Genomic DNA, 24,551 nt, shown 5'->3' with positions numbered 1-24,551 from the left:
ACGAATTGATCGACCAGGTCCGCCGGAATCGACGGCAACTCTCGCAGGGGAAGTTTCTTCTTTGTGGCCATACAGATGCTCCTTGAGCGGTATGTTAGGCCTCAAACACAAAATTTATGACACTCCCTCGGCAAGTGGCAAAAATGTCCCACTCCGCAATTCCTCTCCTTCCCGCGCCATATACTCCCCCCACTACCTCCCCACAGGTAGTCCGGACTGGAAGCCGGAAAGCTATAGGCGTACAGCCGCAACGCATGCGGCCTGACTCAGCCCTATAGGAGGCAGCCCCATGCTGCACCACCCCCTCACGCAGAACCCCTGGTCCGTCGATTCCGACCGCGAATTCGGCCCAGTCTCCCTTACGCATCTCCACCAGATAGACCGCGCCCGCTACGCAATCCAGACCATCGTCCGCATGGTCGGCAATAGCGCAGCCGAACCCGATGCAACGGGCGCTTTGCCGCTGGACGCCTGGGCAGTAACGGCGTTGATGGGTGGGGTGGAGGGGTTATGCGAGCACATCGGCACGTTGACCGACGCGATGCTTGAACAAGCGCAGTCCGGCCAGAGCGATGACGCGGACGGTGACGGCGCGACGCACGACGCGCCGGCTGCGATCCAATAGGCAGGCAAGGCCGAGTTGGGTTAACTTGATCCGCTCGGCAAACCCCAAATCCCTCACCCCCATGTTCCAGCTACGCCAACTGAAAATCTTCATCGCGGCAGTGGAAACGTTGAGCTTCACGCAGGCCGCGAAACGGGTGCATCTGTCGCAACCCAGCGTGACGGAACAGGTTAGGGCGCTGGAAGAGGCCGTCGGGCAGCCGCTATTCCTCCGCCAGAACAACCGCTTGTAACTCACCCCAGCGGGAGAAAAGCTGGCAGTCGGGGCCCGCGAGTTACTCGCCCTGGCGGACGACACTTTCCGCGAGGTTCGCGATAATGCCGCCGAGCCGGCCGGCACGATTCGCGTTGCGGCCCCGCAGACGCTGTGCACCAGCATCCTGGTTCCGCAACTGCTGCACTTCGCCGCGGCGCACCCCGACGCCCAGGTGGCCGTCCAGGAAAGAAACTCCCAAGCCACCGCCCAGGCCGTGCTCAATGGCACCGCCGATCTGGGGCTGGTGCACGGGTGGCCGGCCAGCGACGCCAATCTGCAGGTGGAGGTCATTGCCCGGGATATGCCGGTGGTGGTTTTTTCGGCTGGTCATCCCCTGGGCCTATCGTCCGGCCTGGTTACGCCGGACGCCCTGGCGGCGTTGCCGCTGATTGTCACGATGGAAGGGTGCCGCTATCGGGAATACCTCGAGGCCCTGTTGCAGGAAGCCCCGGCGCGGCCCCGCATCCGCGGGGTTGCGGATAGCGTTCCCGCATTGATGCAGATGGTGTCCGCCGGGTTGGGCGTATCAATCTTGCCGAGAATGGCCATGAACCCGGCCGGGACGATGCCTGGCCCGTCGGGAGGGGCCATGAAGCCCGCTGAGGCAATGCCCCGCGTCGAGTGGCGGCCGCTGGCGACCCGCAGCGGCGAAGGGCTTCCCATCTGCCTGCTCACCCAGCCCCGGCCGCCGGCCCGCCACGTCGCCGCGTTCATCGACATGATCCGCCTGGCGGCTACGCCGTCAGACGAGCCGATGCCCGCCGTCCACATGCAGCACCGTGCCGGTTGTGTAGCCATTGCCAAGTAGAAAGACGATGGCATCGGCGATGTCGTCGCCGGTGCCGACCCGGCCGACCGGCAGCCGTTCGGCCATGGCTGCCAACAGCGATTCACTATCCGCGCCCGCGACGTCGTTCCAGATGGGCGTGCGTACCCACCCCGGCGATACGGCGTTGATGCGCAGCGGCGCAAGCTCGACGGCCATGGCGCGCACGACGCCTTCCAGGGCGGCATTGATGGCGGCGACGGCGACGCCTTTGGGTCTGGGGCGGTAGGCGGCAATGCCGGACGTAAGGGTGATGGAGCCGTGCGTCGGCATGCGCGGCGCGCCGTGTTTAGCTAGCAGGATGGGCGCGATGACCTTTGAGCGGATGGCGCGGTCCAGCGCGTCCAGGGGCAGCTGCGGCAGTAGTTCGTAGGCGCCGCGGATGTCGGCGGCGGTGCAGATCACGTGGTCCACCGGGCCTGATTTCTCGAACAGTTGTTGGACTTGTGCTTCGTCGGTCACGTCTGCTTGAAGCAGGATGGGGTCGTTGAAGGCGGGCGCTTGCTTGGGGGCCTTGTCGCCCAATGCTCTCAACTGCTCGCGCGCCGCATCAAGCTTGTCGCGGGACCGGCCCACGATCAGCACCTGGCAGTGCATTTTCAGCAACCGCGCACTGACGGCCAGGCCCATGCCCGAGTTGCCGCCGACGACCATGACCCGCTGTCCTGCAAGGCTGTTGCCCATGTTCCATTCCTTGAAGTCTGTGTGTGGAATGGGCGATGTTGGCGCGACGCTCGGCCAGGCGCCAGCAGGAAGATCTGATAGGGGTATCGGCCTTGCCGATGCGGTTTGCGGGCCTGTGGCGCTCGGCAGCAGGCCCGCTGCCGATCAGTTGCTATTGATCCAGGTCTGCGTATCGCGAATGAACCACGGCAGATTCAGCCTTTCCCCTTCGCCCGTCTGAATGGTCAGGTTCTGCCCCGAGGACGCCGCGCCGCTGGGCACGGGCTTGGCCGCCGTGGGCGGCCGGCTGCGGTAGTCCATGTCGGTGCGCTTGGGCGGGGTATTCGCGCAGGCGGTCAGTGACGCGCAGGCGACGGCGATCAGGATGGGGGGGAGGGCGGAACGAAGGGGCTTCATGGTTTACGGATTCCTGCGGGGGGCACAGGCCGGGGTGCCGAGCAATCAAGGCCTCGTACCCCATACCTTACTCGCAATGCCGCCACCCGGTGAATCGCGCATTGAAGTCGGCGATTCACCCGGTCAGTCTCAGCGGCTTCCCCAATCGATAGTCCCCGCTTCCGGGCAAACCCAAGACCCTTGCAGCCGTTCCCGAATCTCGCCCAAGCTCTGCTCGACCAGCAGCTTGCCATCCCGAAACACCGGCACCAAGGCGCCGCCTTCCGCTTGCTGCGCGGTCTGTTGGTCATGCAGCACATAGCCGGTGGCCGTTTCATCGACCCGCAGCAAGCCCTTGGCCGACCGCTTGACGCCTGAATCCGTCACGGGGTCCTTCACCAGTTCCTGGGCCTCGCCGTTGACTTCGGCGTACGTTGCCTTCAACGCCCAGCCAAAGGTGTCGCGCGTCAGATACTGGTAGGTATACGAGCCGATGCCCAAAACGACGTTGCCGGATGCAAAACCCTTTTTCTCCAGCCGCACCAGAATGTCACGGCCCCGGGCCAAGGTGATGGAATCGCCGTAGATCAGGCCGACGTGCGAGTCCAGCAGCTTGTAGCCGCGGTCGGTGACGACGCCGCCGAAGGTGTCCCACAGGCATTGCACGGCGCCTTTGACTTCGGGTTCGCGCAGCGTTTGGGCGGCACGTGCGTCTTCGTCCAAGCGCCAGTACATGCCGGTCGCAACATCGCGCACCGCTTCGAAGCCTTCGCGACGGGCAGCCGCCAGTGCGGCGGCGTCTTCCACGCTGGCCACGTCGGTGCAGAAATAGCCGGTCAGGATCTTCACGGGATCACCCGAGTCCGGGCGGAACACGACCTTGGCGTTGCCGAACGGATCGGGCTGACGGGCCAGGATCTCGGCCTTCAATGCCGCCGCAAAGTCCGTGACGACTTGCCAGAAGTCCCAGGTATCGGACACGACCGACACGATGCCGGCGGGATAGACCTGGGTGACCAGGCGGCGGATGGTTTCGATTTCGCCTTCCTTGCTGCCCAGGCACATGACCGAGTGTTCGGTGGCCGGGACCGAACCGCCGATCAGCTCGCGATCGGAATCCGCGCCGTACAGGTCTTCCAGGTAGTCAATCGCCGGAATGGTGTCGGTGCCGGTGAACGACAGCAAGTGGCCGGCGCCGCTCTTGCGGGCGTCGTACAGGCCGGACATGCCGCGCATCGAGAAGTCGTGGCCTTGCCAGTTGACGAAGTCCATCGGGCTGCCGGTCAGGCGGGCGAAGTAGGTGAGAAGCTTGCGGTATTCGAAGGCGATGGTGGCGACGGTGGAGGCCTTCCAGGATTCGCAGCTGAACAGGGTTTCGATGTAGGTCACCAGCCACGCGAATTCCGGGCGGGTGTTGACGAAGGTGACCGGGGGCACGCGGATGTCGACGCGGGCGCCTTCGGGCAGCGAGCGGATTTCCAGGGGCAGGTAGCCCAGGTCGTACAGGGCTTGCAGGTGGTCGACGGTGACGGCGCCCTTGCCCAGGGCGTTGTCGACGCGGCGCTGGTACTGGCGCACGGCGGCGCCTGCGGGCTTGGCGAAGAATTCGCGGTTGAACAGGTCGATCAGGATTTCCTTGATGAAGCCTTGCAGGCCAAACCAGACGATCTTGTTGTCGAACAGTTCAGGCAGCACGGGCGCCAGCCGGGCCGAACGGGGCGTGAAGTTGGCCAGGATCTTGTTGGTGCCCTTGGGGTACTGAAAGGGGTGGCCAGTCTTGTAGAAGTCGGCTTGCAGAAAGGGGTTGATGCCGTTCTTGACGGTGAGGGGAGCGGGGGCGTTCATGGTGCGGACTCCTTCTTGATACTTGATCGTTGATGCTTAGTTGTGGGGGCCGGCGGGCGTGGGGTTGACGACGACGGGCGCATCGGCGCCGTCGGAACCCGTCCAGTCGTAGGCGGTGTAGACGCCGGCAAAGCGGGCGTTCAGTTCGGCCAGGCCTTTGCTGAAGAGGCCGTGCGTGACGTACAGGTACAGGGGCTGGCGGGTCGTGTCGCGCAGGGCGGCGGCCAGTTCCAGGAAGGTGCGGCCGCCGTCGCAGATGTCGTCGACCACCAGCACGGGCTGGGCGGGGATGTCGTCGGGGACGCGGGTTTCCGTGATGCGGCCGGTTTGCGGGTCGCGGACTTTTTCGGCGTAGCGCACGTCGGGCACGCCCAGTTTCTTGGCCAGGGCCTGCACGCGCTTGCGGGCGCCGGCGTCGGGGGCCATCAGGGTGACGCCGTTGGCAAAGGCGGGGGCGGCCAGGGCGTTCTTGAGGAAGGCGCTGGCGTCGACCACGCGCACGCGTTGCAGCAGGGCGGGCGTGACGTCGCTGTGGGGCTCGACGATGGTGACGGTGGCGTATTGCTGGTCGTTGATCAGTTTGCAGAACACGGCGGCGCCCAGCGCTTCGCCCGGGTTGCAGACGCGGTCTTGCCGGGCGTAGGGCACGTAGGGCATGTCCAGGTGCACGGGCGCGGCGGGGTTCAGGCGGCGCAGGGCGTCGGTCAGCATCAGCAGCTGCATGACGTCGTCGGCGGACTTGAGCAAGGCGTGGATGCGAAATTCGCTGGCCGTATCGGCCTGGGCCTGCAATGACGCCGGCACGGTGACCTGGCTTTCGCCGCCGGGGAACACGAACGCGGCCGGGGTGGCGCTGTGGCGTTGTCCTGCTACTACCGCTGTGATGGTGAACATGATGTGGCCTTAGTGGCAAATTAAAACTAAGTGAGGCCAGTATAGGCCGACTTATTGTTTGTTTGCAACTATGTTGGATTCAAGAGGTGGACGCGATGCTTATCCGACGCTGCGGTCGAACAGGGTGAAGTCTTTCAGGCGGTACAGGCGGGCGGGGCGTTGGGCGCCCAGCACGTAGTCCTCGGTGGCTTCCAGCACGCCCCAGGCTTCCATCTTGCGGCGGAAGTTGGATTTCTCCAGCCGGGTTTGCAGGATGGCTTCGTAGGTGTGCTGCAGCTCGGTCAGCGTGAAGCGTTCCGGCAGCAGAAAGAACGGCAGGGTGGAATAGCTGGACTTGCCGCGCAGCCGGGCGACGGCGGCGGCCACGATGTCGGCGTGGTCGAAGGCCAGGGGCGGCAGGGCGTCGACGTTGACGAACTGGAAGGCGGCCTGGCTCGCGGCTTCCAGCTCGGCGGCGGGCACCAGGGCCACGTAGGACACGGACAGCGACCATTTGCGCGGGTCGCGGTCTTGCCCGGAGAACACCTGCAACTGCTCCAGGTAGCGCGGCTCGAAGCCGGTCTTGTCCCGCAGGACGCGGCGGATGCTGGCTTCGGTGTCGGCGTCTTCGTCCACATGGACCACGCCGCCCGGCAAGGCCATGGCGCCCTTGAACGGCGCGCGGTCGCGCGGGTGCAGGGCGATTTCCAGGCCGGTGGCGCGCAGGGTCAGCAGGACGGCGTCGACGGTGACGAGGGGCTGGGGGTGGTCCAAGAGGGGTTCCGTAGGCAAGGCTTCGGGCTAAGGTGCCACTAAGCGGCGGTTTGGTCAATCGCGTCTGGACGTTTGTGCGGGATCAAGCCCGGGGCGGGGGCGTAGCGGTTCGCCGTGGCGGCGGCGCGGTATCCTGGAACGCGGCCGGGCAGCAGGTCGCCCATCCGTCCGTGGCAGGCCTTGAAAAGGGAAAAATCATGGATATCAAGAACACCGACACGCGCTATGGAAGTCTTGTCATCACCTTGCACTGGCTGATGTTGGGGGTGCTGGCTTTGGTCTACGCCTGTATGGAATTGCGCGGGTGGGCCACCAAGGGCAGCGATCTGTACAACAACATGAAGGCGCTGCATTTTTCGCTGGGCTTGTGCGTGATCGGCTTGGTGGTGCTGCGGCTGGTCGTGCGCCTGGCTGCGGGCAGGGCGCCCGCCGTCCGTCCGCCCATGCCGCGCTGGCAGGATGTGCTGGCCCGGCTGATGCATTACGCGCTGTATGCGTTCATGCTCGCCACGCCGATCCTGGGCTGGCTGACGCTCAGTGCAGGCGGCAAGCCGATTCCACTGTTCGGGCTGGAGATGCCTGCGCTGGTGGGGGCCGACAAGGCGCTGGCGGACCAGGTGAAGGCGTTGCACGAAACACTGGCAACGGTGGGCTATTTCCTGGTGGGCCTGCATGCGGCGGCCGCGCTCGCGCATCACTACTTGTTGCGGGACAACACGCTGGTTCGCATGCTGCCCGGCCGGCATTGATGCGGGGGCGGGGCACTTGAGTTTTTAATCGGTGCAGCGTACGCTACAAAATACGTAGCAATCGCTACACACTCTGATCAAGCGCCCATGGACTGGCTGACCCTGATTCTTTCCTTGCCCACGGAAAACGCCACCGTCCGGATGCGGGCGTGGCGCGCCCTGAAGGGCTGTGGCGCTTCGGTATTGCGCGACGGGGTCTATCTCTTGCCACGGCGGGACGCCACCCCCGAAACCTTGACGACCATTGCGCAGGACGTGCAGCAGCATGGCGGCACCGCGTACCTGGCCCAGGCCGAATTCGTGGACGTGCCGGCGGGGCAACTGCAAGCGCTGTTTGACCGGTCAGAAGACTATGGCGAGCTGATGCAGGCCATCGCGTCCGTTCGTCAGGCGCTGAGTGCCGACACGGCAATGGACACCCTGAAACAGTTGCGCAAGCTGCGCAAGACCTACGCCCAGCTGGCCGAGATTGATTTCTTTCCGGGGCAGGCGCAGCGGCAGGCCGACGCGGCCCTGCTCGAGCTGGAAAAAGGGGCCAACCGCGCGCTCGCGGCGGATGAGCCGCAAGCCACCGATGCGGCGATCGCGCGGGTGGCGACGCAGGATTTTCAAGGCCGCGTATGGGCGACTCGGGCGCGGCCCTGGGTCGACCGGCTGGCCAGCGCGTGGCTGATCCGGCGGCATATCGACGCGCAGGCGCGCTTTCTGTGGCTGGCGTCGTCGGCCGATTGCCCTGCGGACGCGGTGGGATTCGATTTCGACGGCGCCCGCTTCTCGCACGTCGGCGAAAACGTCACCTTCGAGCATCTGGTGGCCGCGTTTGGCCTGCACCGCGCGGGCCTGGCGCGCATGGCCGGCGTGGTCCATTTTCTGGATCTGGGCGGCGCGCAGCCGCCTGAAGCGCCGGGCGTGGAACAGGTGCTGGCCGGCCTGCGGGCGACGGTAACGGACGATGATCAGTTGCTGGACCTGGCCAGCGCGGTGTTCGATGGGTTGCTGGCCAGCTTTGAACGTGAGGGCAAGGCATGACATCCCCCGCACCGGACGCGGCCATCGCGCCAGCCCGGCACGACAGTCTGCCCCCCGCGCCCCCGCAGCCGGTCAGCTTTCGGCAGGCGTTGTGGTTCTGGCTGAAGCTGGGTTTCATCAGCTTCGGCGGCCCGGCCGGGCAGATCGCCATCATGCACACCGAACTGGTCGAGCGCCGCCGCTGGATCAGCGAGCGGCGTTTCCTGCACGCGCTGAACTACTGCATGGTGCTGCCCGGACCGGAGGCCCAGCAACTGGCGACGTACATCGGATGGCTGCTGCACCGTACCCGCGGCGGGATCGTCGCCGGTGGCCTGTTCGTGCTGCCTTCGTTGTTGGTATTGATCGCGCTGTCCTGGGTGTATGTCGCCTGGGGCGACGTCCCTGTCATTGCCGGCCTGTTCTATGGCATCAAGCCGGCCGTGACGGCCATCGTCCTGCACGCGGCGCATCGCATCGGCTCCCGCGCGCTGAAAAACCCCGTGCTCTGGAGCATCGCGGCGGCGGCCTTTGTGGCGATTTTCGCGTTGCAAGTGCCGTTTCCCCTGATCGTGGGTATCGCGGCGCTGACAGGCTGGGTGGGCGGCAGGCGATGGCCCGCTTACTTCGATGGCGGGTCGCGCCATGGCGCCCAGGCACGCGGCCATGGCCCGGCCTTGATCGATGACGACACGCCGACACCGGACCATGCTCGCTTCCGGTGGGCTCGCCTGGCCTGGATCGTGGGCATCGGCGGGGCCCTCTGGGCGGCGCCGATGGCGGTGCTGACCGGGCTGCACGGCTGGCAGGGGGCGTACACCCAGATGGGCTGGTTCTTTACCAAGGCGGCGTACCTGACCTTTGGCGGCGCCTATGCCGTGCTGCCGTACATCTACCAGGGGGCGGTGGACCACTATGCCTGGCTGACGCCGGTGCAGATGATCGACGGCCTGGCGCTGGGCGAAACCACCCCGGGCCCGCTGATCATGGTGGTGGCGTTTGTCGGATTCATCGGCGGCTACAGCCACGGCCTGCTGGGCCCGGATGCGCTGTTCCTGGCCGGAGCCCTGGCCGCCTGCATCGTGACCTGGTTTACCTTCCTGCCGTCATTCCTGTTCATTCTTGCGGGCGGCCCGCTGGTCGAGGCCACGAAGGAAGACCTGAAGTTCACGGCCCCGCTGACGGCCGTCACCGCCGCTGTCGTGGGCGTCATCCTGAACCTGGCCGTGTTCTTCGGCTATCACGTCATGTGGCCGAAGGGGTTGGCAGGGCACTTCGATTGGGGCTCGGCACTGATCGCCCTGGGCGCCGCCGTGGCGCTGTTCCGGCTGAAGTGGGGGGTGATCAAGGTGATTGCGACCTGCGCTGCCATCGGGCTGGGGGTGACGCTGTTGGCGTGAGCCGGCCGAGAGGCGGCGCTAGTCCTGCTTTGCCTGGCTCAACCTATCAATGCGGCGTTGATGGCGCCCACCTTCGAATGGCGTGTCCAGAAAGGCGCTGACGCAGTCCCGCGCGACCTCGAACCCCGTGATGCGGCTGCCCAGCGCCAGGACGTTGGCGTCATTGTGCTGGCGGCTCAGGCGGGCCATGGTGCTGTTCGTGCACAGCGCCGCGCGGACGGCGGCGAACCGGTTCGCGGCGATGGAGATGCCGATGCCGGACCCGCAGATCACAATCCCTTGTCGGGCCATGCCCTCGGTAATGGCTTGCCCCATGGCAAAGCCAAAATCGGGATAGTCGACGGACGCTGAGCCGTGGGTGCCCAGGTCCAGCCATTCGATGTCCTGGAACGCCTGTTTGAGTTGTTCTTTCAGGTCGTAGCCGGCGTGGTCGGAGGCGATGGCAATGGGCATGGGAGACTCGATACGCAAGGTTTGAGGGATTTCGATGGGGCTGAAGCTGTTCGCGGTTTCTGGCTCGCTACTTGCCGCGGTAAGACTTCTTTCCGCTGTCGGAATAGCAAAAGGTGCCGCCGCGCGGACCAGTGCAGTACTGACCATCCCGGCAGTGACATGACCCGCTTGCCGCCCACCTCTCATCCGTGTCGTCGCAGGTCAGGCGGTTCAGCATCGGCGTGATGCGCAGGGCGCGCTTGACGCTGGCCACCATCGCGGCGGATTCCGGGTTTTGCGGGGAATGGTGGTGCTGGGCGGATTGAGCAGGGTTTCATCAATACATGCCATCCAGTTCCGCCACGGCCTGCGGCGACAGCGTCAGCTGCGCCGCCTGGACGTTCTGCCGCAGATGCGCCACGGACGACGTGCCGGGAATCAGCAGGATGTTGGGCGAACGCTGCAGCAACCACGCCAGCGCCACCTGCATGGGCGTGGCCTGGCACTCGGCGGCCACGCGTTCCAGCGTGGCGGACTGCAAGGGTGAGAAGCCGCCCAGCGGGAAGAAGGGCACGTAGGCGATGCCTGCCTGCGCCAACTGGGTGATCAGGGCGTCGTCGTGGCGATGCGCCAGGTTGTACTGGTTCTGCACGCAGACGATGTCGGCAATGCCGCGGGCCTGGGCCACCTGCGTGGCCGTGGCGTTGCTCAGGCCCAGGTGGCGCACCAAGCCTTGGCGCTGCAGGTCGGCCAGGGTGCTGAACATGGCTTCGATGTCGCCCTCGGCCGGCCCGGCCACGTCGAACATGAGCCGCAGGTTGACCACGTCCAGCACGTCCAGGCCCAGGTTGTGCAGGTTTTCGTGCACGGCGGATTCCAGTTCGGCCGGCGTTGCGGCCAGCAGCCACGAGGCGTCGGAACCCCGGCGCGCGCCGACCTTGGTGACCAGGGTCAGGTCATCGCGATAAGGGTGCAGGGCTTCGCGGATCAACTGGTTGGTGACGTGCGGGCCGTAGAAGTCGCTGGTGTCCATGTGGTTGATGCCCAATTCGACGGCTTCCTTCAAGACGGCGATGGCCTGGGCCTTGTCTTTGGGCGGGCCGAATACGTGGGGGCCGGCCAGTTGCATGGCGCCGTAGCCCAGGCGGTTCACGGTGCGGTCGCCCAGTGAGTAGGTGCCGGCTTGTTCGATGGAAGTCATGACGGGTTCCTGAGGGGAGGGGGAATGGACGTCAGTCTAGGCCTGGGAGTACCGTACGACAATCCAGCGTAATCGCACAGCTTGTGCGGAATTCAGAACAATCGAGACCCGCCATGCAAGACCTGCAAGACATCAGCGCTTTCGTGGCCGTGGCCACGCACGGGGGCTTTCGGGGCGCGGCCCGTCACACAGGCACCAGCGCATCGCAACTGAGCGAAGCTGTGCGCCGGCTGGAAACGCGGCTGGGCCTGCGGCTGTTCAACCGGACGACCCGCAGCGTGGCCACCACGGCGGCCGGACAGCATTTGCTGGAACAGCTGACGCCGGCGCTGAACGCGGTGGAGTCGGCGCTGGACGTGGCCAATCGCTTTCGTGACCGGCCGGCGGGCAGGCTGCGGCTGAATGTGCCGCTGTCGGCGTCCCGGCTGGTGTTGCCGCGCATCATCCCGCCGTTTCTGGCGGCGTATCCCGAGATCCGGCTGGAAGTGGTTGTCGAAGACCGCTTTGTGGAATTGCTGCAGTCGGGTTGCGATGCGGGCATACGCTACGAAGAAAGCATGGACCAGGACATGGTCGCCATTCCGATCGGCCCCAAGCGCCAGCGGATGGGGGCGGCGGCCTCGCCTGCGTACCTGGCCAGGCACGGGCGGCCGACGCATCCGGACGATTTGCGCAACCACCTGTGCCTGCGCGGGCGCTTTTCCAGCGGGGCCATGCCGGCCTGGGTGTTCGAACAACCGGGCAAGCGCGTGACGGTGGAGGTGGACGGCCCGTTGATCGTGAGCCTGGGCGAAGCGGCCGACCTGGCGGTGGATGCCGCCGTGGCCGGCGCAGGCGTGGTGTATCTGTTCGAGGACTGGTTGCAGCCGTATCTTGAGCGCGGCGAGCTGGAACCGTTGCTGCAGGATTGGTGGCCCGGCTTTACCGGGCCGTTGCTGTATTTCCCCGGGCGCCGCTATCTGCCGGCGCCGCTGCGCGCGTTCGTGGATTTCGTGCAGACCCAGCGCTGGTAGAGCCGCCTATTTGCCCGGGCTTGCCGTGCCGCCGCCGCTGCGCTTTCTGAACTGCGCCGCTTTGTAGCGGTTGCCGCATTGGGCCATGCTGCACCAGCGGCGCTTGTGCGACTTGGTGCGGTCGTAGAACCACAGGATGCAGTCCGGGTGTTCGCACTGCTTGACCAGCGAGAAATCGCCGTCGACCAGCAACTGTGCGGCGGCTTCGGCCACGGGCCCCAGCAAGGACGCAATCGCATCACCTTGCGGGCTGCGGGCCAGCACGAATCTGCCATCGCCCTCGCGCTCCAGCCGCGGTGAAGTCAGATACCCCTGCAGGTATGGGTTCAGGCGGTCGACCTCGACTTCCTGCCCGGTCTTGCGGGCGGCGATCAGGTCGTGCACCACGTTGCGCAGTTGCTTGCCTTGCGCCAGCAGGTCTGCCGAGGCCGCGCGCGGGCGCTTGGCGGGGGGCGTGACGTGGTGCCGTTCCAGCCAGCGCAGCACGTCATCGCCGCTGTTCCAGAAATCCACGACCCGGCCTTCGCTACGGGCCTGGGTATTGAGCAGATCCATCGCCAGGTGGTCGCCGATCATGGGCGGCTCGGTCGGGCCAGCGTCGTGCCGGGGGGCTGTGGGGGACATTGAGTAACCTTTGAAAATGGTGTTGACAGGTTACCACGGACTGGCGCAGACTGCGCCAAAGTAACCAATGAATTTGAATTTATATGGTTACTTTGTCGCTCACCCCCTTTGACAGGAATCGCCATGAACGCCGCTCATCCTCATCCCGCTACCGGTCTTTCCCACACGGCAAGCCGCCCTGAACAGGTGCGCCACGCGTTCCTGGACGTGGCGGGCGCCAATGTCTTCTACCGCGAAGCCGGGCGCGCGGATGCGCCCACTGTGCTGCTGCTGCACGGCTTTGGCGCGTCGTCGTATATGTTCCGCAACCTGATACCGGCGCTGGCCGGCGACTACCACGTGATCGCGCCGGACCTGCCGGGCTTTGGCCAGACGACGGTGCTGCCGGGCGTGGACTTCGCCTACACCTTCGACAACCTGACGTCGGTCATCGACGCCTTCACGCAAGCCAAGGGCCTGTCGCGCTACGCGGTGTATGTGTTCGATTACGGCGCGCCGGTGGCCTGGCGCCTGGCCGTCAAGCACCCGCAGAAGATCAGCGCCATCGTGAGCCAGAACGGGAACGCCTACGAAGAAGGCCTGAGCCCCGGCTGGGCGGACATGCGCCGCGCCTGGAACGAGCCGACCGCCGAGAACCGCGAGGCCCTGCGCCGCTTCAACACGCCGGACATGATCAAGTGGCAGTACGTCGAGGGCGTGGAAGACGCATCGCTGATCGCGCCCGAGACCTATCAGCTGGCGTCGGCCGCCATTGCGCGCATCGGCGACGAGCCGCAAATGGACCTGTTGCTGGACTACGGCAGCAACGTCAAGCAGTACCCGCAACTGCATGCGTTCTTTCGCGAATACCAGCCGCCCACCTTGGCGATCTGGGGCAAGAACGACCCTTTCTTCCTGCCGCCGGGGGCGGAAGCGTTCAAGCGCGATAACCCCCGGGCCGAGGTGCGGTTCGTGAACAGCGGCCACTTCGCCATCGAAACCCACGGGGCGGAAATCGCGGCGGCGATGCGGGAATTCCTGAACCGCCACGTCAGGGCGTAAGGGGCGCAACGCGGGCACGACGGGCTCGGCGAGCGCCGCCGTCGGGGTGCCAGGGTGGGGGGCTTTCGTAACCTACTAAAAGTAGACTACGATTGGTATATAGAAACTTTTCCCACGAGGTCCCCGACATGCATGCGCTTATCGTTGTGTCCCACCCCGACAAATCTTCCCTGACGCACGCCATTGCGAATCACGTGGCGCAGGGCGTCACGGCATCCGGCCCGCAGCATTCGTTTGAAATCGCGGACCTGACCACGGAAGGCTTTGACCCGACCTTTACCCAGGAAGACACGGCCTTGCTGCTGTCGCGCGGCAAGCCGCCGGCCGATGTGGCTGCCGAACACGCACGGATCGACCGCGCCGATGCGCTGGTGCTGGTCTACCCGGTGTACTGGTGGTCGTTTCCCGGCCTGCTGAAAGGCTGGATCGACCGCGTGTTCACCAACGGCTGGGCCTATGACGACGATCTGGAAGGCAAGCTGGTCAAGAAGCTGGAACGCCTGGACGTGCACTTGATTGCCAATGGCGGCGCCGATATGCGAACCTACGCCCGGCATGGCTATTTCGGCGCGATGAAAACGCAGATCGACCATGGCATCTTCGGCTATTGCGGCGCACGCGTCGCAACCTCGGAGTTGATGGTGCCGTCGGATGCAGGTTTTCCGACCTCGCACCTGGATGCCTCCCATGCCATCGGCCAACGCATCTTTGCCGCGCCACGATGATTCAACACCCCTGAACAGAGACCCCATGCCTGCTGCCCCAGCCCCCGAACCCCGCCGCCGTTTCACCAAGCAAGCGCGGCTGCGGCAGCTGTTGGATGTGTCCTGGCAGTTGATCCGCGATGAAGGCACCGACGCCTTGACGCTGGGGCGGCTGGCGGAGCAGGCCGGTGTTTCCAAACCCGTGGTCTACGATCATTTCGGCACGCGCGATGGCTTGCTGGCCGCGCTGTACCAGGATTTCGATGTGCGCCAGACGGCCATCATCGACGAGGCCATTGCCGCCAGCAAACCTGCGTTGAAGGATAAGGCGGACGTCATTGCATCGCGCTATATCGCCTGCGTGCTGACGCAGGGCCGCGAGATTCCCGGCGTCTTGGCGGCGCTGGACGGGTCGCCCGAGCTTGCCGCGCTGAAACGGCAGTACCAGCATGCCTTCATTGAAAAATGCCAGCAGATTTTCGGGCCGCTGGCGGGCGCCAAACCGCTGACGCTGGCCAGCCTGTGGGGCATGCTGGGGGCAGCGGACGCGCTGTCGCAGGCGGCCGTGGAAGGCGAGATCACCCCGGAAGAAGCGCGCCAAGAGCTCTATCAGACCATTTTGAACATGGTCAAGCGTGGCCGGTGAATCAGGCTGGGGCATCTGCACCACGACCTTGCCTTTGGCTCGGCCGCTTTCCGAGTAGGCCAGCGCCTGCCGGATATCTTGAAAAGGGAACACTTTGTCGACCACGGGGCGAATGGCGCCGGATTCGACGAGGGCCGTGATCTCGTGCAGTTGCGCCCCGTCGGCGCGCATGAAGACAAAGGTGTATTCCACGTTTTGCTTCTTCGCCTTGCGGCGGATGCCATGGCTCATCAGGCGCAGCACTTGCCTGAGCGGCCACGCCAATCCGCGCGCGAGGGCGAACGCCGGGGTTGGCGGCCCGGACAGGGAGATCAGGTGCCCGCCCGGCTTGAGAATCTTGAGGGATTTGTACAACACGTCGTTGCCCAGGCTGTTCAGGACCACGTCGTAGTCGCGCAGAACGGTCGAGAAATCCTGCTGGCGGTAGTCGATGACGACGTCCGCGCCCAAGGCCTGCACCCAGGATCGGTTGGCGGCACTCGTGGTCGTGGCGACGAAGGCACCCAGGTATTTGGCAAGCTGGATGGCGAGGGTGCCGACCCCGCCGGAGCCGGCGTGGATCAGCACCTTCTGTCCTTTTTTCAGCTTGGCGGTTTCCACCAGCGCCTGCCAGGCCGTCAGGGCCACCAGAGGCAGCGAGGCGGCCTCGACCATGCCGACATTGGTCGGTTTGCGCGCCAGTGACGAGGCCTTGATGGCGACCAACTCGGCAAAGGTGCCGATACGGTCATCGTCGGGGCGCGCATAGACTTCATCGCCTGGCTTGAACTGGCGCACGCGCGCGCCGACGCGCACGACAGTGCCCGACATATCGTTGCCCAGCACCAGCGGCAGTCGGTAGGGCAGGATCAACTTGAACTCGCCACTTTTGATCTTGGCATCCAGCGGGTTGACGCTTGCGGCGTGGACCTTGACCAGGACATCATCGTCCGGCAACGCCGGCTCCGGTACCTCGCCGATGCGGCCGGGTTCTTTCTTGCCATAGCGGTCGATGATGAATGCTTGCATGGTCTTGGGTCTCTGGATGGAGGGTCGGCCAGGCCGAAAAAGGGGCAACGCCGGACAGGGCCGGCCTCAGGGGGCGGCGCGATAGCGTTCGGCGGCCTGCCCCTGCCGGATGTCGCCCAGCAGGGCCTGGCGCGAGCCTTCCAGCGTATCCCAGCGCGCCGCCACATGCAGCGGGGGAATGGTGACGGCTTCGCGGCGGTCGAAGCCGATCAACGCGGCGTCGACCAGTTCGCCCACATCCATCACTTCAGGCAGCGTGTCGATGTCGATGCCGGCACGCTCCCAGATTTCGGTGCGCGTGGCGGCAGGCAGCACCGCTTGCACGTAGACCCCCTTGGGCGAAAGCTCCAGGCTCAGCCCCTGCGACAGAAACAGGGCAAACGCCTTGGTCGCGCCGTAGAGGGTCATGCCGAATTCCGGCGACAGGCCGACCACCGAACCGATGTTGACGATCGCGCCTTCGCCCGCCTGCGCCAGCCGCGGCGCGGCGGCGGCCGCCAGGCGCGTCAACGCGGTCGTGTTCAAGGCCACCAGCCGATCGATGCTGTCGGCCGATTGGTCGAGAAAACCGCCCGATTGGGCGATGCCGGCATTGTTGATGAGTATGCCGATACGGGCGTCGTTGCGCAGGCGCGTTTCGACGCGGGCCAGGTCCTCTTGCTGCGTGAGATCGGCGGGCAGCAGCTCGACCGCGACGCCGGTTTCCTTGCGCAGGCGGGCTGCGAGGGTTTCCAGGCGAGCCTGGTCGCGTGCGACCAGCACGAGATCATGGCCGCGCCGCGCAAAGCGCTCGGCGTAGGTGGCGCCAATGCCGCTGGAGGCGCCGGTGATGAGGACGGATGGACGAAGGGTCATGATGGGTTCCTTTGGAATGGGCCGCCTTATCGGGCGGCGGGGGCGGTCAAGGTGGGGTAATCGGTGTAGCCTTGCGCGCCGCCGCCATACAGGGTGGCGGGGTTCAAGGCGGCCAGCGGCGCGCCGGTCTTCAGGCGTTCGACCAGGTCGGGATTGCTGATGAACAGACGGCCAAAGGCGAACAGATCCGCCTTGCCTTCGATCAGGCGGGCGGTGGCCAGCTGCAGGTCGTAGCCGTTGTTGGCCAGGTAGGTGCGCGTGAAGCGGCGGCGCAAGCTGTCGTAGTCGAACGGGGCCACGTCGCGTCGGCCGCCGGTGGCGCCTTCCACGACGTGCAGATAGACAATGCCCAGCGCGTCGAGCTGTTCGGCGATGTAGTCGTACTGCGGTTGTGGATCGTTGCTGGAAATGGCGCCGGCCGGCGACACGGGCGAGATGCGCACGCCGGTGCGGTCGGCGCCAATCTGCTCGACCACCGCCGCGGTGACTTCCAGCAACAGGCGTGCGCGGTTCTCGATGGACCCGCCGTAGGCGTCGGTGCGCTGGTTGGCGCCGTCCTTGATGAACTGCTCCAGCAGATAGCCGTTGGCGCCGTGGATTTCCACGCCGTCGAATCCGGCCGCGATTGCGTTGGCGGCGGCCTGGCGGAAGTCGTCGACGATGCCTGGCAATTCCTCCAGGGAGAGCGCACGCGGCTCGGAAACGTCGGCAAAGCCGTTGTTGACGAAGGTCTTGGCCTGGGCCCGTATGGCCGAGGGGGCGACCGGGGCGGCGCCGTCATGCAGATCGACGTGAGAGATCCGGCCCACATGCCACAACTGCGCGAAGATGCGCCCGCCTCGCGCGTGGACGGCGGTGGTGACGTCGCGCCAGCCGTCGATCTGTGCCTGCGTGTACAGCCCCGGCGTGTCCTGGTAGCCCTGGGCCTGGGCCGAGATCTGCGTGGCTTCCGAAATGATCAGGCCGGCCGAGGCCCGCTGAGCGTAGTAGGCGGCGGCCAGCGCGTTGGGCACGAGGCCGGCGCCCGCACGGTTGCGCGTCAGCGGCGCCATCACGATGCGGTTGGCCAGGGTCAGCGAGCCGAGTGTGTAGGGCTGGAAAAGCGTGGTGTCGGTCATGTCACGTCCGAGGGTTGATCTGGGAGGGGTCCAGGGGCAGGGTGTGCGCCAGGGCCGCTTGGGAAACAGGCCTAATGATGATGGTCATCATCTTTAAAGTCAATGGTTTGATGATGGTCATAATCTATCGGTGGTATAGTGACCTCCATCCATCGGCAGCACATCCAGGGGCACCGGGCTATGAAGGTCACCAAGGCACAGGCGCAAGCGAATCGGGCGCATATCGTCGAAACCGCGTCCACCCTCTTCAGGGAGCGGGGTTACGACGGCGTGGGCGTGGCCGACCTGATGGCGGCGGCCGGCTTCACGCACGGCGGCTTCTACAAGCACTTCGGTTCCAAGGCCGATCTGATGGCGCAGGCCGCAAGCTGCGGCCTGGCCCAGTCCGTGGAGGCGGCGACGGATGTCGATCCGGCGGACTTCATGAGGTACTACCTTTCCCGGGCGCATCGGGACAGCCCGGGCGATGGCTGCACCTTGGCCGCGCTGTGCGCGGACGCCGCGCGCCAACCCGAGCCGGTCAAGGCGGCCTTTGCCGCGGGTATCGAACGTCAGCTGGCCAGGCCCGCGGGCCCACGGGGCGGGGCGGGGCAGGGCTCAGCCGACGAGGCCCGCGCACGCAGGATCGCGCTGATGGCGCAAGCCATTGGCGCGGTGGTGTTGTCGAGGTCCTGCCCCGACGATTCGCCGTTGGCGGATGAGATTCTGGATGTCTGCCGCGCCGATGCCCTGGCGCGGATGTCGGACGGATGAGCTGGCGCCAGGCGCGTCGCTGCCCGGGGCAGGCAGGTCGCGGCAGGGCGCCGCGCCTGGGTTCAATCCGGGCCGATGCCCGCCGCCGGCCGCTCGCAGCGAGCCTGCGGGCATGGCGGCCGGTTCAGGCCCTGCCAGGCAACGCGCGGGCAAAGAAGAACTTCAGCATTTCGCCGGTGGCGTCTGGACCGTTGCGGTCCGTGCAGGATCCGCTGGCGCTGCCGCCGGCCCAGGCATGTCCGGCGCCATGGATTTCCCAACGTTCAGCCACGACCGTGCCCGCCGCGTCGCGATAGACGTATTTCGTGCTGTCGTGTCGGTGGCCCGCGCCGGGGACGTGGCGGGCTTCGATCCGGGCGCCGGCGCCAGCGGCGCACGCCGCCACGCGTTCGGCATTGCCGGGATGCACCGTGGTGTCGCGGTCGCCATGAAAGACCAGGGTGGGTACGCCGTGGCCTGCCTGACTGGGCGCCTGCATGCCCAGGCCCTTCATCGCGCTGAGCGCGGACGGCAGATCGGATGCCGCGCCGGCGGCCAGGCCCGAATGCACGCCCACCGCCGCATACAGTTCCGGGTGGGTGTTGGCGAGAATCGCGGCCATGGCGCCGCCCGCCGACAGGCCGGCCACATAGACGCGTTGGGGATCGATGGCGTGCGTGGCCATGACATCGCGCGTCATGCCTGCCAGGATGGCGGGTTCGCCGCTGCTGGCGCGCTGATGGGTGTGCTTGAACCAGTTCCAGCACTTTTGCGGATTGACCTCACGCGGCTGCACTGGGTACAGCACATAGAACTCTTGCGTGCGCGCCGCGTCGTTCATGGCGGTGCCGGCCGCGAAATCGTCGGCGTCCTGGGTGCAGCCATGCAGCATGACCACCAGGGGCAAGGGTTGATCGCCCGCGTTGGGCGGCACGTAGAGCTTGTAATGGCGTTGCCCCGCCGCATTGCGGAACACGCCCGCGGTGAAGGTGTCGCCGCGCAGGCCCGGGCGGTGCTCGGGCGCAATGGGCTCGGACGGGGCGGGGGACCTGGCCGCGTCGGGGTCGGGGATTTCCCACGCCTGGACGTCGATGACGTCGGCATCGTCCTGGTGGGGAGGGACAGGGCGTGCGCCGGGGCGCAAGGCGGCCTGGATGGCGGCCGTGGCGGCGGTCAGGTTGCCGGACTGGGTCAGTCGGGTGGCCTGGTTGATCAAGGACTGGAATTCCGGGTGCATGGCATTGCCTAAGGGGTCAAGCGTTGGTCAGCGGATGCGCTGATGCAGAGCAGCCTTGACGGCGGGGCTGGCGTGCAGGGCGCCCAGTACCGTCAGGGATTCGATGGTGGCTAGCGCCAGTTCGGGGGTGACGTCGGGCGCGATGGTCGCCAGGCCCAGCACGCGGATCTGGAGCATTTCGCCGGCGGCCTGCACCGCCAGCAGGTCCTGGGCGCTGTAGTGCTGGATGCCCAGCGCCAAGGTCTTGCGGGTGACGGCCTGGCGCAGGGCGTCGCCGTGCGTGGCGAGCTGGTTGCGGATGGCCGTGCGGATCAGGTCGGTGCGATTGGCGTAGAAGCCTTCCTGGACCAGAAGGTCGATCTGGCCCAGGTCGACGTAGCCGACGTTGATGGTGATTTTTTCATCGGCGGGTTTGGACGCCGAGGCGAGGGAGGGGGCACGGGGAGGCATGAACCCATGCTAATACCATCCACTTGGATGGTACATGGCTGTTTCAAAATGACAGGTGTGCCCGCCGGGGACGGAAACGTCCCCGGTAGGGTGGCCCCTGGGGGCGTTCTACGGAAGGGAAACGCGCGCCGGCTGCGATGCGGTAGGGTCGACGCGTGGCACGGCATCGCGATACGCAACGCCGTACATGGCCATCAGCACAAAGGTGATCGGCACGCACAGCAAGACACCCAGCGCGCCGGTCACCGCGTCGACGTTCGTGAGCTGGTGCCGCAGCTCGATCAGGTCGCCGTTGAAGTAGCCGGCCACCGAGATCAGCAGAAGCAGCCCCAGCATCAGCGGCCAGCGCGGATATCGCTTCATGGTGAGCAGCGTGCGCAAGCCGAATTCGCCCGTTGCCGCGATACGCGGCAGGCCCAGGCCATAGGTGGCGAGCAGATAGCAGACCGGCAGCCAGATCAGCACCTGCACGGCCATCAGCGCCAGCCAGAACCGCGTGTCGTCGGCGCCGTTGAGCAGCACGTAGACGATGAACGGCACGTCGCCGTTGGCGCGGGCCAGGACTGCCACGGGAAGGGCCAGCGCGGCCAACAGCAGCAGGTGGCGCGTCTGGGCGGCAGCGCCGCGTCCGGCCGTGGCGGGGGCGGCATCGCCCAGGACCACGACGCGGTGCCAGGCGAAGGTCATTCGTGCGAACGCGATCAGGTTGACCAGCGCCAGCAGCACCCACAGCAGGTCGATGGGCTGGTACAGGCGCGTGGTCATCAGGGCGAACGGCAGCGACAGCGTGAAAATGGCAAGGGACCATGGCGCGGCGGCCAGCATGCTGCGGCCTTGCTGGCGCAGGGTCTGCGCGGTTGCCGCGATGAAACGACTCGCCCCGAGGGTGTGAGACACAAGATTCCTTTACGGGAAATAACGGGCCTCGTTTATACCCCAGCCGCCGGACCAGATATGAACAATGGTTTCAGACTGAGAAGATTATTGTCGGGCGGCGACAGCGCCGTGTGCGTCGCCGCCCGATGACCTGTCGGCCCGGCGCGATCAGCGTGCCGCCGCCAAGGCCCCCATCGCCTGCCGCATGAAGCCCAGCGTGGCGTCGTCGGCCCAGGTGCCGGCGGTAAGTTCCGGTTCGGTCATCAGGGCATGGCGGAATTTGGCGTGCGTGGCCGGGTCCTTGCCGGCGTAGGTGCAAAACAGTTCCAGCCATTGCCGGGCCAGGTCCAGGCCGGTGGGCGAGGCCGGCGCCTGGCCCGCGTCGATGGCATCGCGTACCCGCCCCATCAGCGCCGGCCATTCGCCCATGCGGTCGCCGTAATGCGCGCGCATGAACCGGGCTTCTTGCGGCGTCAGGTGCTTTTCGTACAGGCGCAGTTTGCTTTCCGAGAAGGCTTGCAGCACGTAGTCCCGCATGGCCGGCGAAATGCCGACGTGTTCCTGCATGGCGGGTTCCTGTTCGTGCATCTGGTTCAGTTTCACGAGCAGGCGCGGATCGTTGTTGGTATCGCGCAGCAGCAGCGTCATCCAGCGCAGCGCCAGGCCTTGCGAATGGGCGTCTTCGGGCGGGGCGCCGCTGTCCATCTGCTGGCGCACCTGCGCGATCAACGCGGGCCAGTCGCCATCGTCATCGCGGGTGCGGCCATACATGGGCAGGCGAGACAGTTCTTCGGGAGAAAAGTACTTGTCGTACATGGTCATCAGTTCCAGAGTGGTCAGCCAATCGGCCAGCTCCGGTTCGGCGCCCATCGCCAACTGGCCTTGCAAGTGCGCGAGACGATCGCGCAGCGTGGCGGCCTGTTGGATCTGGCGGTCGAGCATCGTGATCTGTTTCGCGATGATCTCGTCCAGCGGCGTACCGGGCTGGTCCAGGGTGGCGCCGATTTCAGCCAGCGGCAGTCCGAAGCGACGCAGGGCCTGAATCTGATGCAGTCGGGCAATGTCGTCGCGGCCGTATAGCCGGTAGCCGTTGTCGGCGCGCGCCGAAGGCGTCAAGAGGCCGATCGCGTGATAGTGGTGCAGCGTGCGGACGGTGAGGCCGCTGCGCTTGGCCAGTTCTCCGACTTTCAGTCGCATGAGGTTCCTTCGTTGTTTACGCAGGGCGGACTTTGGGGGATGACGTTACGTGAGGGTCAAGCGGGGGGATGTTAAAGACTGCGCAGGAAATCGATCAACGCCTGATTGACCTCTTGCGGCGCTTCCTGCTGCAGCCAGTGTCCCGCGCCGGGGATGATTTCACTGGCGCGCAGTTGCGGCACCAGGGCAGGCATCGCCTTGATGATCTGGTCCATGCCGGGAATGGCCAGGCCGGTGTCGCGTTCGCCCACCAGGTACAGGGCGGGTACGTCGACCGTCTTGCCGGCCAAGGCGCCTTGCAGCGCCCAGTTGCGGTCCAGGTTGCGGTAGTAGTTCAGGCCGCCGCGAAAACCACTGGCTTGATAGCTTTGGACGAACACCGCCAGGTCTGATTCGGTCAGCCAGGCGGGCAGGGCGTTCGGGACGGGCAGCGCGTCGAGCAGGCCACGCCCCGCGGGCACCATGCCGAAGGGGTTGGGCGTGGCGGGGTCGGTGCGGGGTCCGGCCGCGCCCGAGGCGGCGAAATAGAGGGCGCGCAGCGTGGCGTCGACGTCGCGTTCGAATTCCCGTTCGGCCACGCCCGGTTCGTTGAAGTAGTGGGTGTAGAAGACGGCGGCGTCGGTCTTGGGGAACAGGCGGCTGGGCGGGATGGGCGCGCGGCCCATCATGGGGACGCCCAGCGCGGCCACGGCCCGAAAGCGGTCGGGCCGCAGTTGCGCGGCTTGCCAGGCGATGTTGGCGCCCCAGTCGCCGCCGACGATCACGGCGGTGTCGGCGCCTTCGCTGTCGACCAGGGCGATCAGGTCGCCCATCACATCCAGCGTGGTGTAGGCCGTGGCGTCTGCCGGGCGGTCGCTGGCGCCATAGCCGCGCAGGTCTGGGGCCACGGCGCGAAAGCCCGCCTGGGCCAGGGCGGGAAGCTGGTGGCGCCAGGCGTACGACGTTTCGGGAAAGCCGTGGCACAGCAGGACGAGGGGGCCGTCGCCCTGGGCGGTGACGCGCAGCGTGATGCCGTTGACGTTGACGGGACGGGATTGCAGATCGGTCATGGTGGGGCTCGCAGGCGATATCCGGTGCGGATATAATACCGTAACACTCAAAGTTACGGTATTTCGACATGGCCTGCGACACCCGCTTTGCCCGCCTGCTGCACGTGCTGGTTCACATGGACCTGCGGGGCGGTACGACCACGTCCGGCACGCTGGCGCAGATGCTGCATACCAACGAGGTCGTGGTGCGGCGAACCATGGCGGCGCTGCGCACGGCGGGCATGGTGACGTCCACCGGGGGGCGCAAGGGGGGCTGGACGTTGGCCCGGGCGCTGGACACCGTTACGGCGCGGGAGGTGTACGAGGCCATCGGCCACGGCGCGGTATTCACCATCGGGCCGGCCGACGACAATCCGGCGTGCCCGGTGGAGCGGGCGTCGAACCAGCTGGTGGCGCAGGCGCTGGGCGAGGGCGAGGCCGCGTTGCTGCAGCGGCTAGGGGCGACGGTGCTGTCGGACCTGGCGGCGCAGGTCGCGGGACACTGAAGGGCGATCAGTCCTCAGGCGGCATCCGATCGGCAAACTCCGCTGCCGACAGGCTGAAATCCTCGATCAAGGCGTTGCTCAATTCGGGGCACACGCTGCCCTGCATCTGCCGCAGCCATTGGTGGAATTCGGCAAAGAACGCATCGGTCGCCGACGTCAGTTCAAACACCCCTGAATCCGTATGCGTCAGCGCCAACGCCGCCACGATGCGCTGGAACTGCGTGGGATGGGCGGCGATGTTGTGCGGCGGCACTTGCATCAGCGCCCGGATCAGCTTCATTTCCTGGGCCTGGTCCAGGATGGTCGGCAGGCCGGCCAGTTGCTTGCTCAGGCTATGGATGTCCATGTGCTTGTCCCTCCAGTCATGCCATCCACGAAAATAATTCGTGGATAAGCGGGAATTTATATCGTTTTGAGGATCAGGGCGCGCGGCTTTGTAATGCAGGTTCGCTTAACGCCGTTCACGCTT

General features: G+C 66.0%; 28 protein-coding genes and 1 pseudogene. 12 read left to right on the top strand and 17 right to left on the bottom strand.

Features of this window, described 5'->3' with window-relative positions; genetic code table 11:
* Nucleotides 1-289: 289 nt before the first annotated feature.
* Genes AC6LJ2_RS19535 through AC6LJ2_RS19525 form a run of 3 tightly spaced genes read left to right on the top strand, consistent with a single transcriptional unit; the run spans nucleotide 290 to nucleotide 1,688 of the window.
* Complete coding sequence (locus tag AC6LJ2_RS19535) at nucleotides 290-625, top strand: hypothetical protein (RefSeq protein WP_498151983.1); 336 nt, start codon at nucleotides 290-292, stop codon at nucleotides 623-625.
* A 25-nt stretch (nucleotides 626-650) separates the two neighbouring features.
* Nucleotides 651-857 (top strand): helix-turn-helix domain-containing protein, encoded by a 207-nt coding sequence (locus AC6LJ2_RS19530; protein WP_498151982.1) that lies wholly within the window; start codon nucleotides 651-653, stop codon nucleotides 855-857.
* 21 nt (nucleotides 858-878) lie between these two features.
* Complete coding sequence (locus AC6LJ2_RS19525; protein WP_498151985.1) at nucleotides 879-1,688, top strand: substrate-binding domain-containing protein; 810 nt, start codon at nucleotides 879-881, stop codon at nucleotides 1,686-1,688.
* Here the strand turns inward: AC6LJ2_RS19525 and AC6LJ2_RS19520 are convergent.
* The 5 genes from AC6LJ2_RS19520 to AC6LJ2_RS19500 form a co-directional block, all read right to left on the bottom strand.
* The gene (locus AC6LJ2_RS19520) at nucleotides 1,623-2,390 is read right to left on the bottom strand and encodes an SDR family oxidoreductase (RefSeq protein ID WP_498151981.1); all 768 of its coding nucleotides are present in this window, start codon (nucleotides 2,388-2,390) and stop codon (nucleotides 1,623-1,625) included. The two genes, AC6LJ2_RS19525 and AC6LJ2_RS19520, sit on opposite strands and share 66 nt — an antisense overlap.
* 144 nt (nucleotides 2,391-2,534) lie before the next feature.
* A complete protein-coding gene (locus tag AC6LJ2_RS19515) occupies nucleotides 2,535-2,786 on the bottom strand; it encodes a hypothetical protein (protein WP_263913161.1) in 252 nt (83 codons plus the stop codon).
* A gap of 129 nt (nucleotides 2,787-2,915) precedes the next feature.
* Nucleotides 2,916-4,610, bottom strand: coding sequence for a nicotinate phosphoribosyltransferase (locus tag AC6LJ2_RS19510; protein WP_498151980.1), 1,695 nt, complete (start codon nucleotides 4,608-4,610; stop codon nucleotides 2,916-2,918).
* Between the two features lie 36 nt (nucleotides 4,611-4,646).
* Complete coding sequence (gene prs / locus AC6LJ2_RS19505; RefSeq protein WP_498151979.1) at nucleotides 4,647-5,504, bottom strand: ribose-phosphate diphosphokinase; 858 nt, start codon at nucleotides 5,502-5,504, stop codon at nucleotides 4,647-4,649.
* A gap of 99 nt (nucleotides 5,505-5,603) precedes the next feature.
* Entirely contained in the window at nucleotides 5,604-6,257 is a 654-nt protein-coding gene (locus AC6LJ2_RS19500; RefSeq protein WP_498151978.1) for an NUDIX hydrolase, read from the bottom strand.
* Between the two features lie 197 nt (nucleotides 6,258-6,454).
* Between AC6LJ2_RS19500 and AC6LJ2_RS19495 the strand changes: the two genes are divergently transcribed.
* The 3 genes from AC6LJ2_RS19495 (at nucleotide 6,455) to chrA (ending at nucleotide 9,414) form a co-directional block, all read left to right on the top strand.
* A complete protein-coding gene (locus AC6LJ2_RS19495; protein WP_498151977.1) occupies nucleotides 6,455-7,006 on the top strand; it encodes a cytochrome b in 552 nt (183 codons plus the stop codon).
* Nucleotides 7,007-7,093: 87 nt separating this feature from the next.
* Nucleotides 7,094-8,035, top strand: coding sequence for a chromate resistance protein ChrB domain-containing protein (locus tag AC6LJ2_RS19490; RefSeq protein WP_498151976.1), 942 nt, complete (start codon nucleotides 7,094-7,096; stop codon nucleotides 8,033-8,035).
* Nucleotides 8,032-9,414 carry a chromate efflux transporter gene (gene chrA, locus AC6LJ2_RS19485; protein ID WP_498151975.1) on the top strand — a complete coding sequence of 461 codons (1,383 nt, stop codon included), beginning with the start codon at nucleotides 8,032-8,034 and terminating at the stop codon, nucleotides 9,412-9,414. Before AC6LJ2_RS19490 ends, chrA begins: the two co-directional genes overlap by 4 nt.
* A gap of 18 nt (nucleotides 9,415-9,432) precedes the next feature.
* On the opposite strand, the gene rpiB is transcribed toward chrA, so the two are convergent.
* Both rpiB and AC6LJ2_RS19475 read right to left on the bottom strand, forming a co-directional pair.
* Nucleotides 9,433-9,867, bottom strand: a complete 435-nt coding sequence (gene rpiB / locus AC6LJ2_RS19480; protein WP_498151974.1) for a ribose 5-phosphate isomerase B — start codon at nucleotides 9,865-9,867, stop codon at nucleotides 9,433-9,435.
* Nucleotides 9,868-10,183: 316 nt separating this feature from the next.
* Complete coding sequence (locus AC6LJ2_RS19475; RefSeq protein WP_498151973.1) at nucleotides 10,184-11,047, bottom strand: aldo/keto reductase family oxidoreductase; 864 nt, start codon at nucleotides 11,045-11,047, stop codon at nucleotides 10,184-10,186.
* A gap of 113 nt (nucleotides 11,048-11,160) precedes the next feature.
* On the opposite strand from AC6LJ2_RS19475, the gene AC6LJ2_RS19470 reads away from it, so the two are divergent.
* Nucleotides 11,161-12,060: a LysR substrate-binding domain-containing protein gene (locus AC6LJ2_RS19470; RefSeq protein ID WP_498151972.1), complete on the top strand. Its 900-nt coding sequence runs from the start codon at nucleotides 11,161-11,163 to the stop codon at nucleotides 12,058-12,060.
* Nucleotides 12,061-12,066: 6 nt separating this feature from the next.
* On the opposite strand, the gene AC6LJ2_RS19465 is transcribed toward AC6LJ2_RS19470, so the two are convergent.
* Complete coding sequence (locus AC6LJ2_RS19465; RefSeq protein ID WP_498151971.1) at nucleotides 12,067-12,684, bottom strand: CGNR zinc finger domain-containing protein; 618 nt, start codon at nucleotides 12,682-12,684, stop codon at nucleotides 12,067-12,069.
* Nucleotides 12,685-12,807: 123 nt separating this feature from the next.
* On the opposite strand from AC6LJ2_RS19465, the gene AC6LJ2_RS19460 reads away from it, so the two are divergent.
* The 3 genes from AC6LJ2_RS19460 to AC6LJ2_RS19450 all read left to right on the top strand — a co-directional run bounded on the left by AC6LJ2_RS19460 (nucleotide 12,808) and on the right by AC6LJ2_RS19450 (nucleotide 15,075).
* Nucleotides 12,808-13,725, top strand: coding sequence for an alpha/beta fold hydrolase (locus AC6LJ2_RS19460; RefSeq protein ID WP_498151970.1), 918 nt, complete (start codon nucleotides 12,808-12,810; stop codon nucleotides 13,723-13,725).
* A 128-nt stretch (nucleotides 13,726-13,853) separates the two neighbouring features.
* Nucleotides 13,854-14,450 carry an NAD(P)H-dependent oxidoreductase gene (locus AC6LJ2_RS19455; protein WP_498151969.1) on the top strand — a complete coding sequence of 199 codons (597 nt, stop codon included), beginning with the start codon at nucleotides 13,854-13,856 and terminating at the stop codon, nucleotides 14,448-14,450.
* Nucleotides 14,451-14,475: 25 nt separating this feature from the next.
* Complete coding sequence (locus AC6LJ2_RS19450) at nucleotides 14,476-15,075, top strand: TetR/AcrR family transcriptional regulator (protein WP_445656529.1); 600 nt, start codon at nucleotides 14,476-14,478, stop codon at nucleotides 15,073-15,075.
* Between the two features lie 12 nt (nucleotides 15,076-15,087).
* Here AC6LJ2_RS19450 and AC6LJ2_RS19445 read toward each other — a convergent pair.
* The 3 genes and pseudogenes from AC6LJ2_RS19445 to AC6LJ2_RS19435 all read right to left on the bottom strand — a co-directional run.
* Nucleotides 15,088-16,083: pseudogene (locus AC6LJ2_RS19445) on the bottom strand (NADP-dependent oxidoreductase); the annotation flags it as partial.
* Nucleotides 16,084-16,149: 66 nt separating this feature from the next.
* Nucleotides 16,150-16,938 (bottom strand): SDR family NAD(P)-dependent oxidoreductase, encoded by a 789-nt coding sequence (locus AC6LJ2_RS19440; protein WP_445656527.1) that lies wholly within the window; start codon nucleotides 16,936-16,938, stop codon nucleotides 16,150-16,152.
* Nucleotides 16,939-16,964: 26 nt separating this feature from the next.
* Nucleotides 16,965-18,056, bottom strand: a complete 1,092-nt coding sequence (locus tag AC6LJ2_RS19435) for an oxidoreductase (RefSeq protein WP_263913178.1) — start codon at nucleotides 18,054-18,056, stop codon at nucleotides 16,965-16,967.
* A 180-nt stretch (nucleotides 18,057-18,236) separates the two neighbouring features.
* Here AC6LJ2_RS19435 and AC6LJ2_RS19430 point away from each other — a divergent pair, with 180 nt between their 5' ends.
* Nucleotides 18,237-18,809: a TetR/AcrR family transcriptional regulator gene (locus AC6LJ2_RS19430; protein WP_263913179.1), complete on the top strand. Its 573-nt coding sequence runs from the start codon at nucleotides 18,237-18,239 to the stop codon at nucleotides 18,807-18,809.
* A gap of 124 nt (nucleotides 18,810-18,933) precedes the next feature.
* On the opposite strand, the gene AC6LJ2_RS19425 is transcribed toward AC6LJ2_RS19430, so the two are convergent.
* The 5 genes from AC6LJ2_RS19425 to AC6LJ2_RS19405 form a co-directional block, all read right to left on the bottom strand.
* The gene (locus AC6LJ2_RS19425) at nucleotides 18,934-20,025 is read right to left on the bottom strand and encodes an extracellular catalytic domain type 1 short-chain-length polyhydroxyalkanoate depolymerase (RefSeq protein WP_263913180.1); all 1,092 of its coding nucleotides are present in this window, start codon (nucleotides 20,023-20,025) and stop codon (nucleotides 18,934-18,936) included.
* Between the two features lie 27 nt (nucleotides 20,026-20,052).
* A complete protein-coding gene (locus AC6LJ2_RS19420; protein ID WP_263913181.1) occupies nucleotides 20,053-20,475 on the bottom strand; it encodes a ribbon-helix-helix domain-containing protein in 423 nt (140 codons plus the stop codon).
* 108 nt (nucleotides 20,476-20,583) lie between these two features.
* Entirely contained in the window at nucleotides 20,584-21,372 is a 789-nt protein-coding gene (locus tag AC6LJ2_RS19415) for a hypothetical protein (RefSeq protein WP_263913182.1), read from the bottom strand.
* Between the two features lie 147 nt (nucleotides 21,373-21,519).
* Entirely contained in the window at nucleotides 21,520-22,548 is a 1,029-nt protein-coding gene (locus AC6LJ2_RS19410) for a MerR family transcriptional regulator (RefSeq protein WP_498151968.1), read from the bottom strand.
* 71 nt (nucleotides 22,549-22,619) lie between these two features.
* Nucleotides 22,620-23,597, bottom strand: coding sequence for an alpha/beta fold hydrolase (locus AC6LJ2_RS19405; RefSeq protein ID WP_498151967.1), 978 nt, complete (start codon nucleotides 23,595-23,597; stop codon nucleotides 22,620-22,622).
* Nucleotides 23,598-23,665: 68 nt separating this feature from the next.
* On the opposite strand from AC6LJ2_RS19405, the gene AC6LJ2_RS19400 reads away from it, so the two are divergent.
* A complete protein-coding gene (locus tag AC6LJ2_RS19400; protein WP_498151966.1) occupies nucleotides 23,666-24,082 on the top strand; it encodes an RrF2 family transcriptional regulator in 417 nt (138 codons plus the stop codon).
* Between the two features lie 7 nt (nucleotides 24,083-24,089).
* Here AC6LJ2_RS19400 and AC6LJ2_RS19395 read toward each other — a convergent pair whose 3' ends face one another.
* Nucleotides 24,090-24,428, bottom strand: coding sequence for a hypothetical protein (locus AC6LJ2_RS19395; protein WP_498151965.1), 339 nt, complete (start codon nucleotides 24,426-24,428; stop codon nucleotides 24,090-24,092).
* Nucleotides 24,429-24,551 lie beyond the last annotated feature (123 nt).

Source organism: Achromobacter sp. 1014246743 (genome assembly GCF_059760725.1).
Note: the sequence above shows the minus strand (reverse complement) of the source record. Positions and strands in the feature narration are given on the sequence as shown.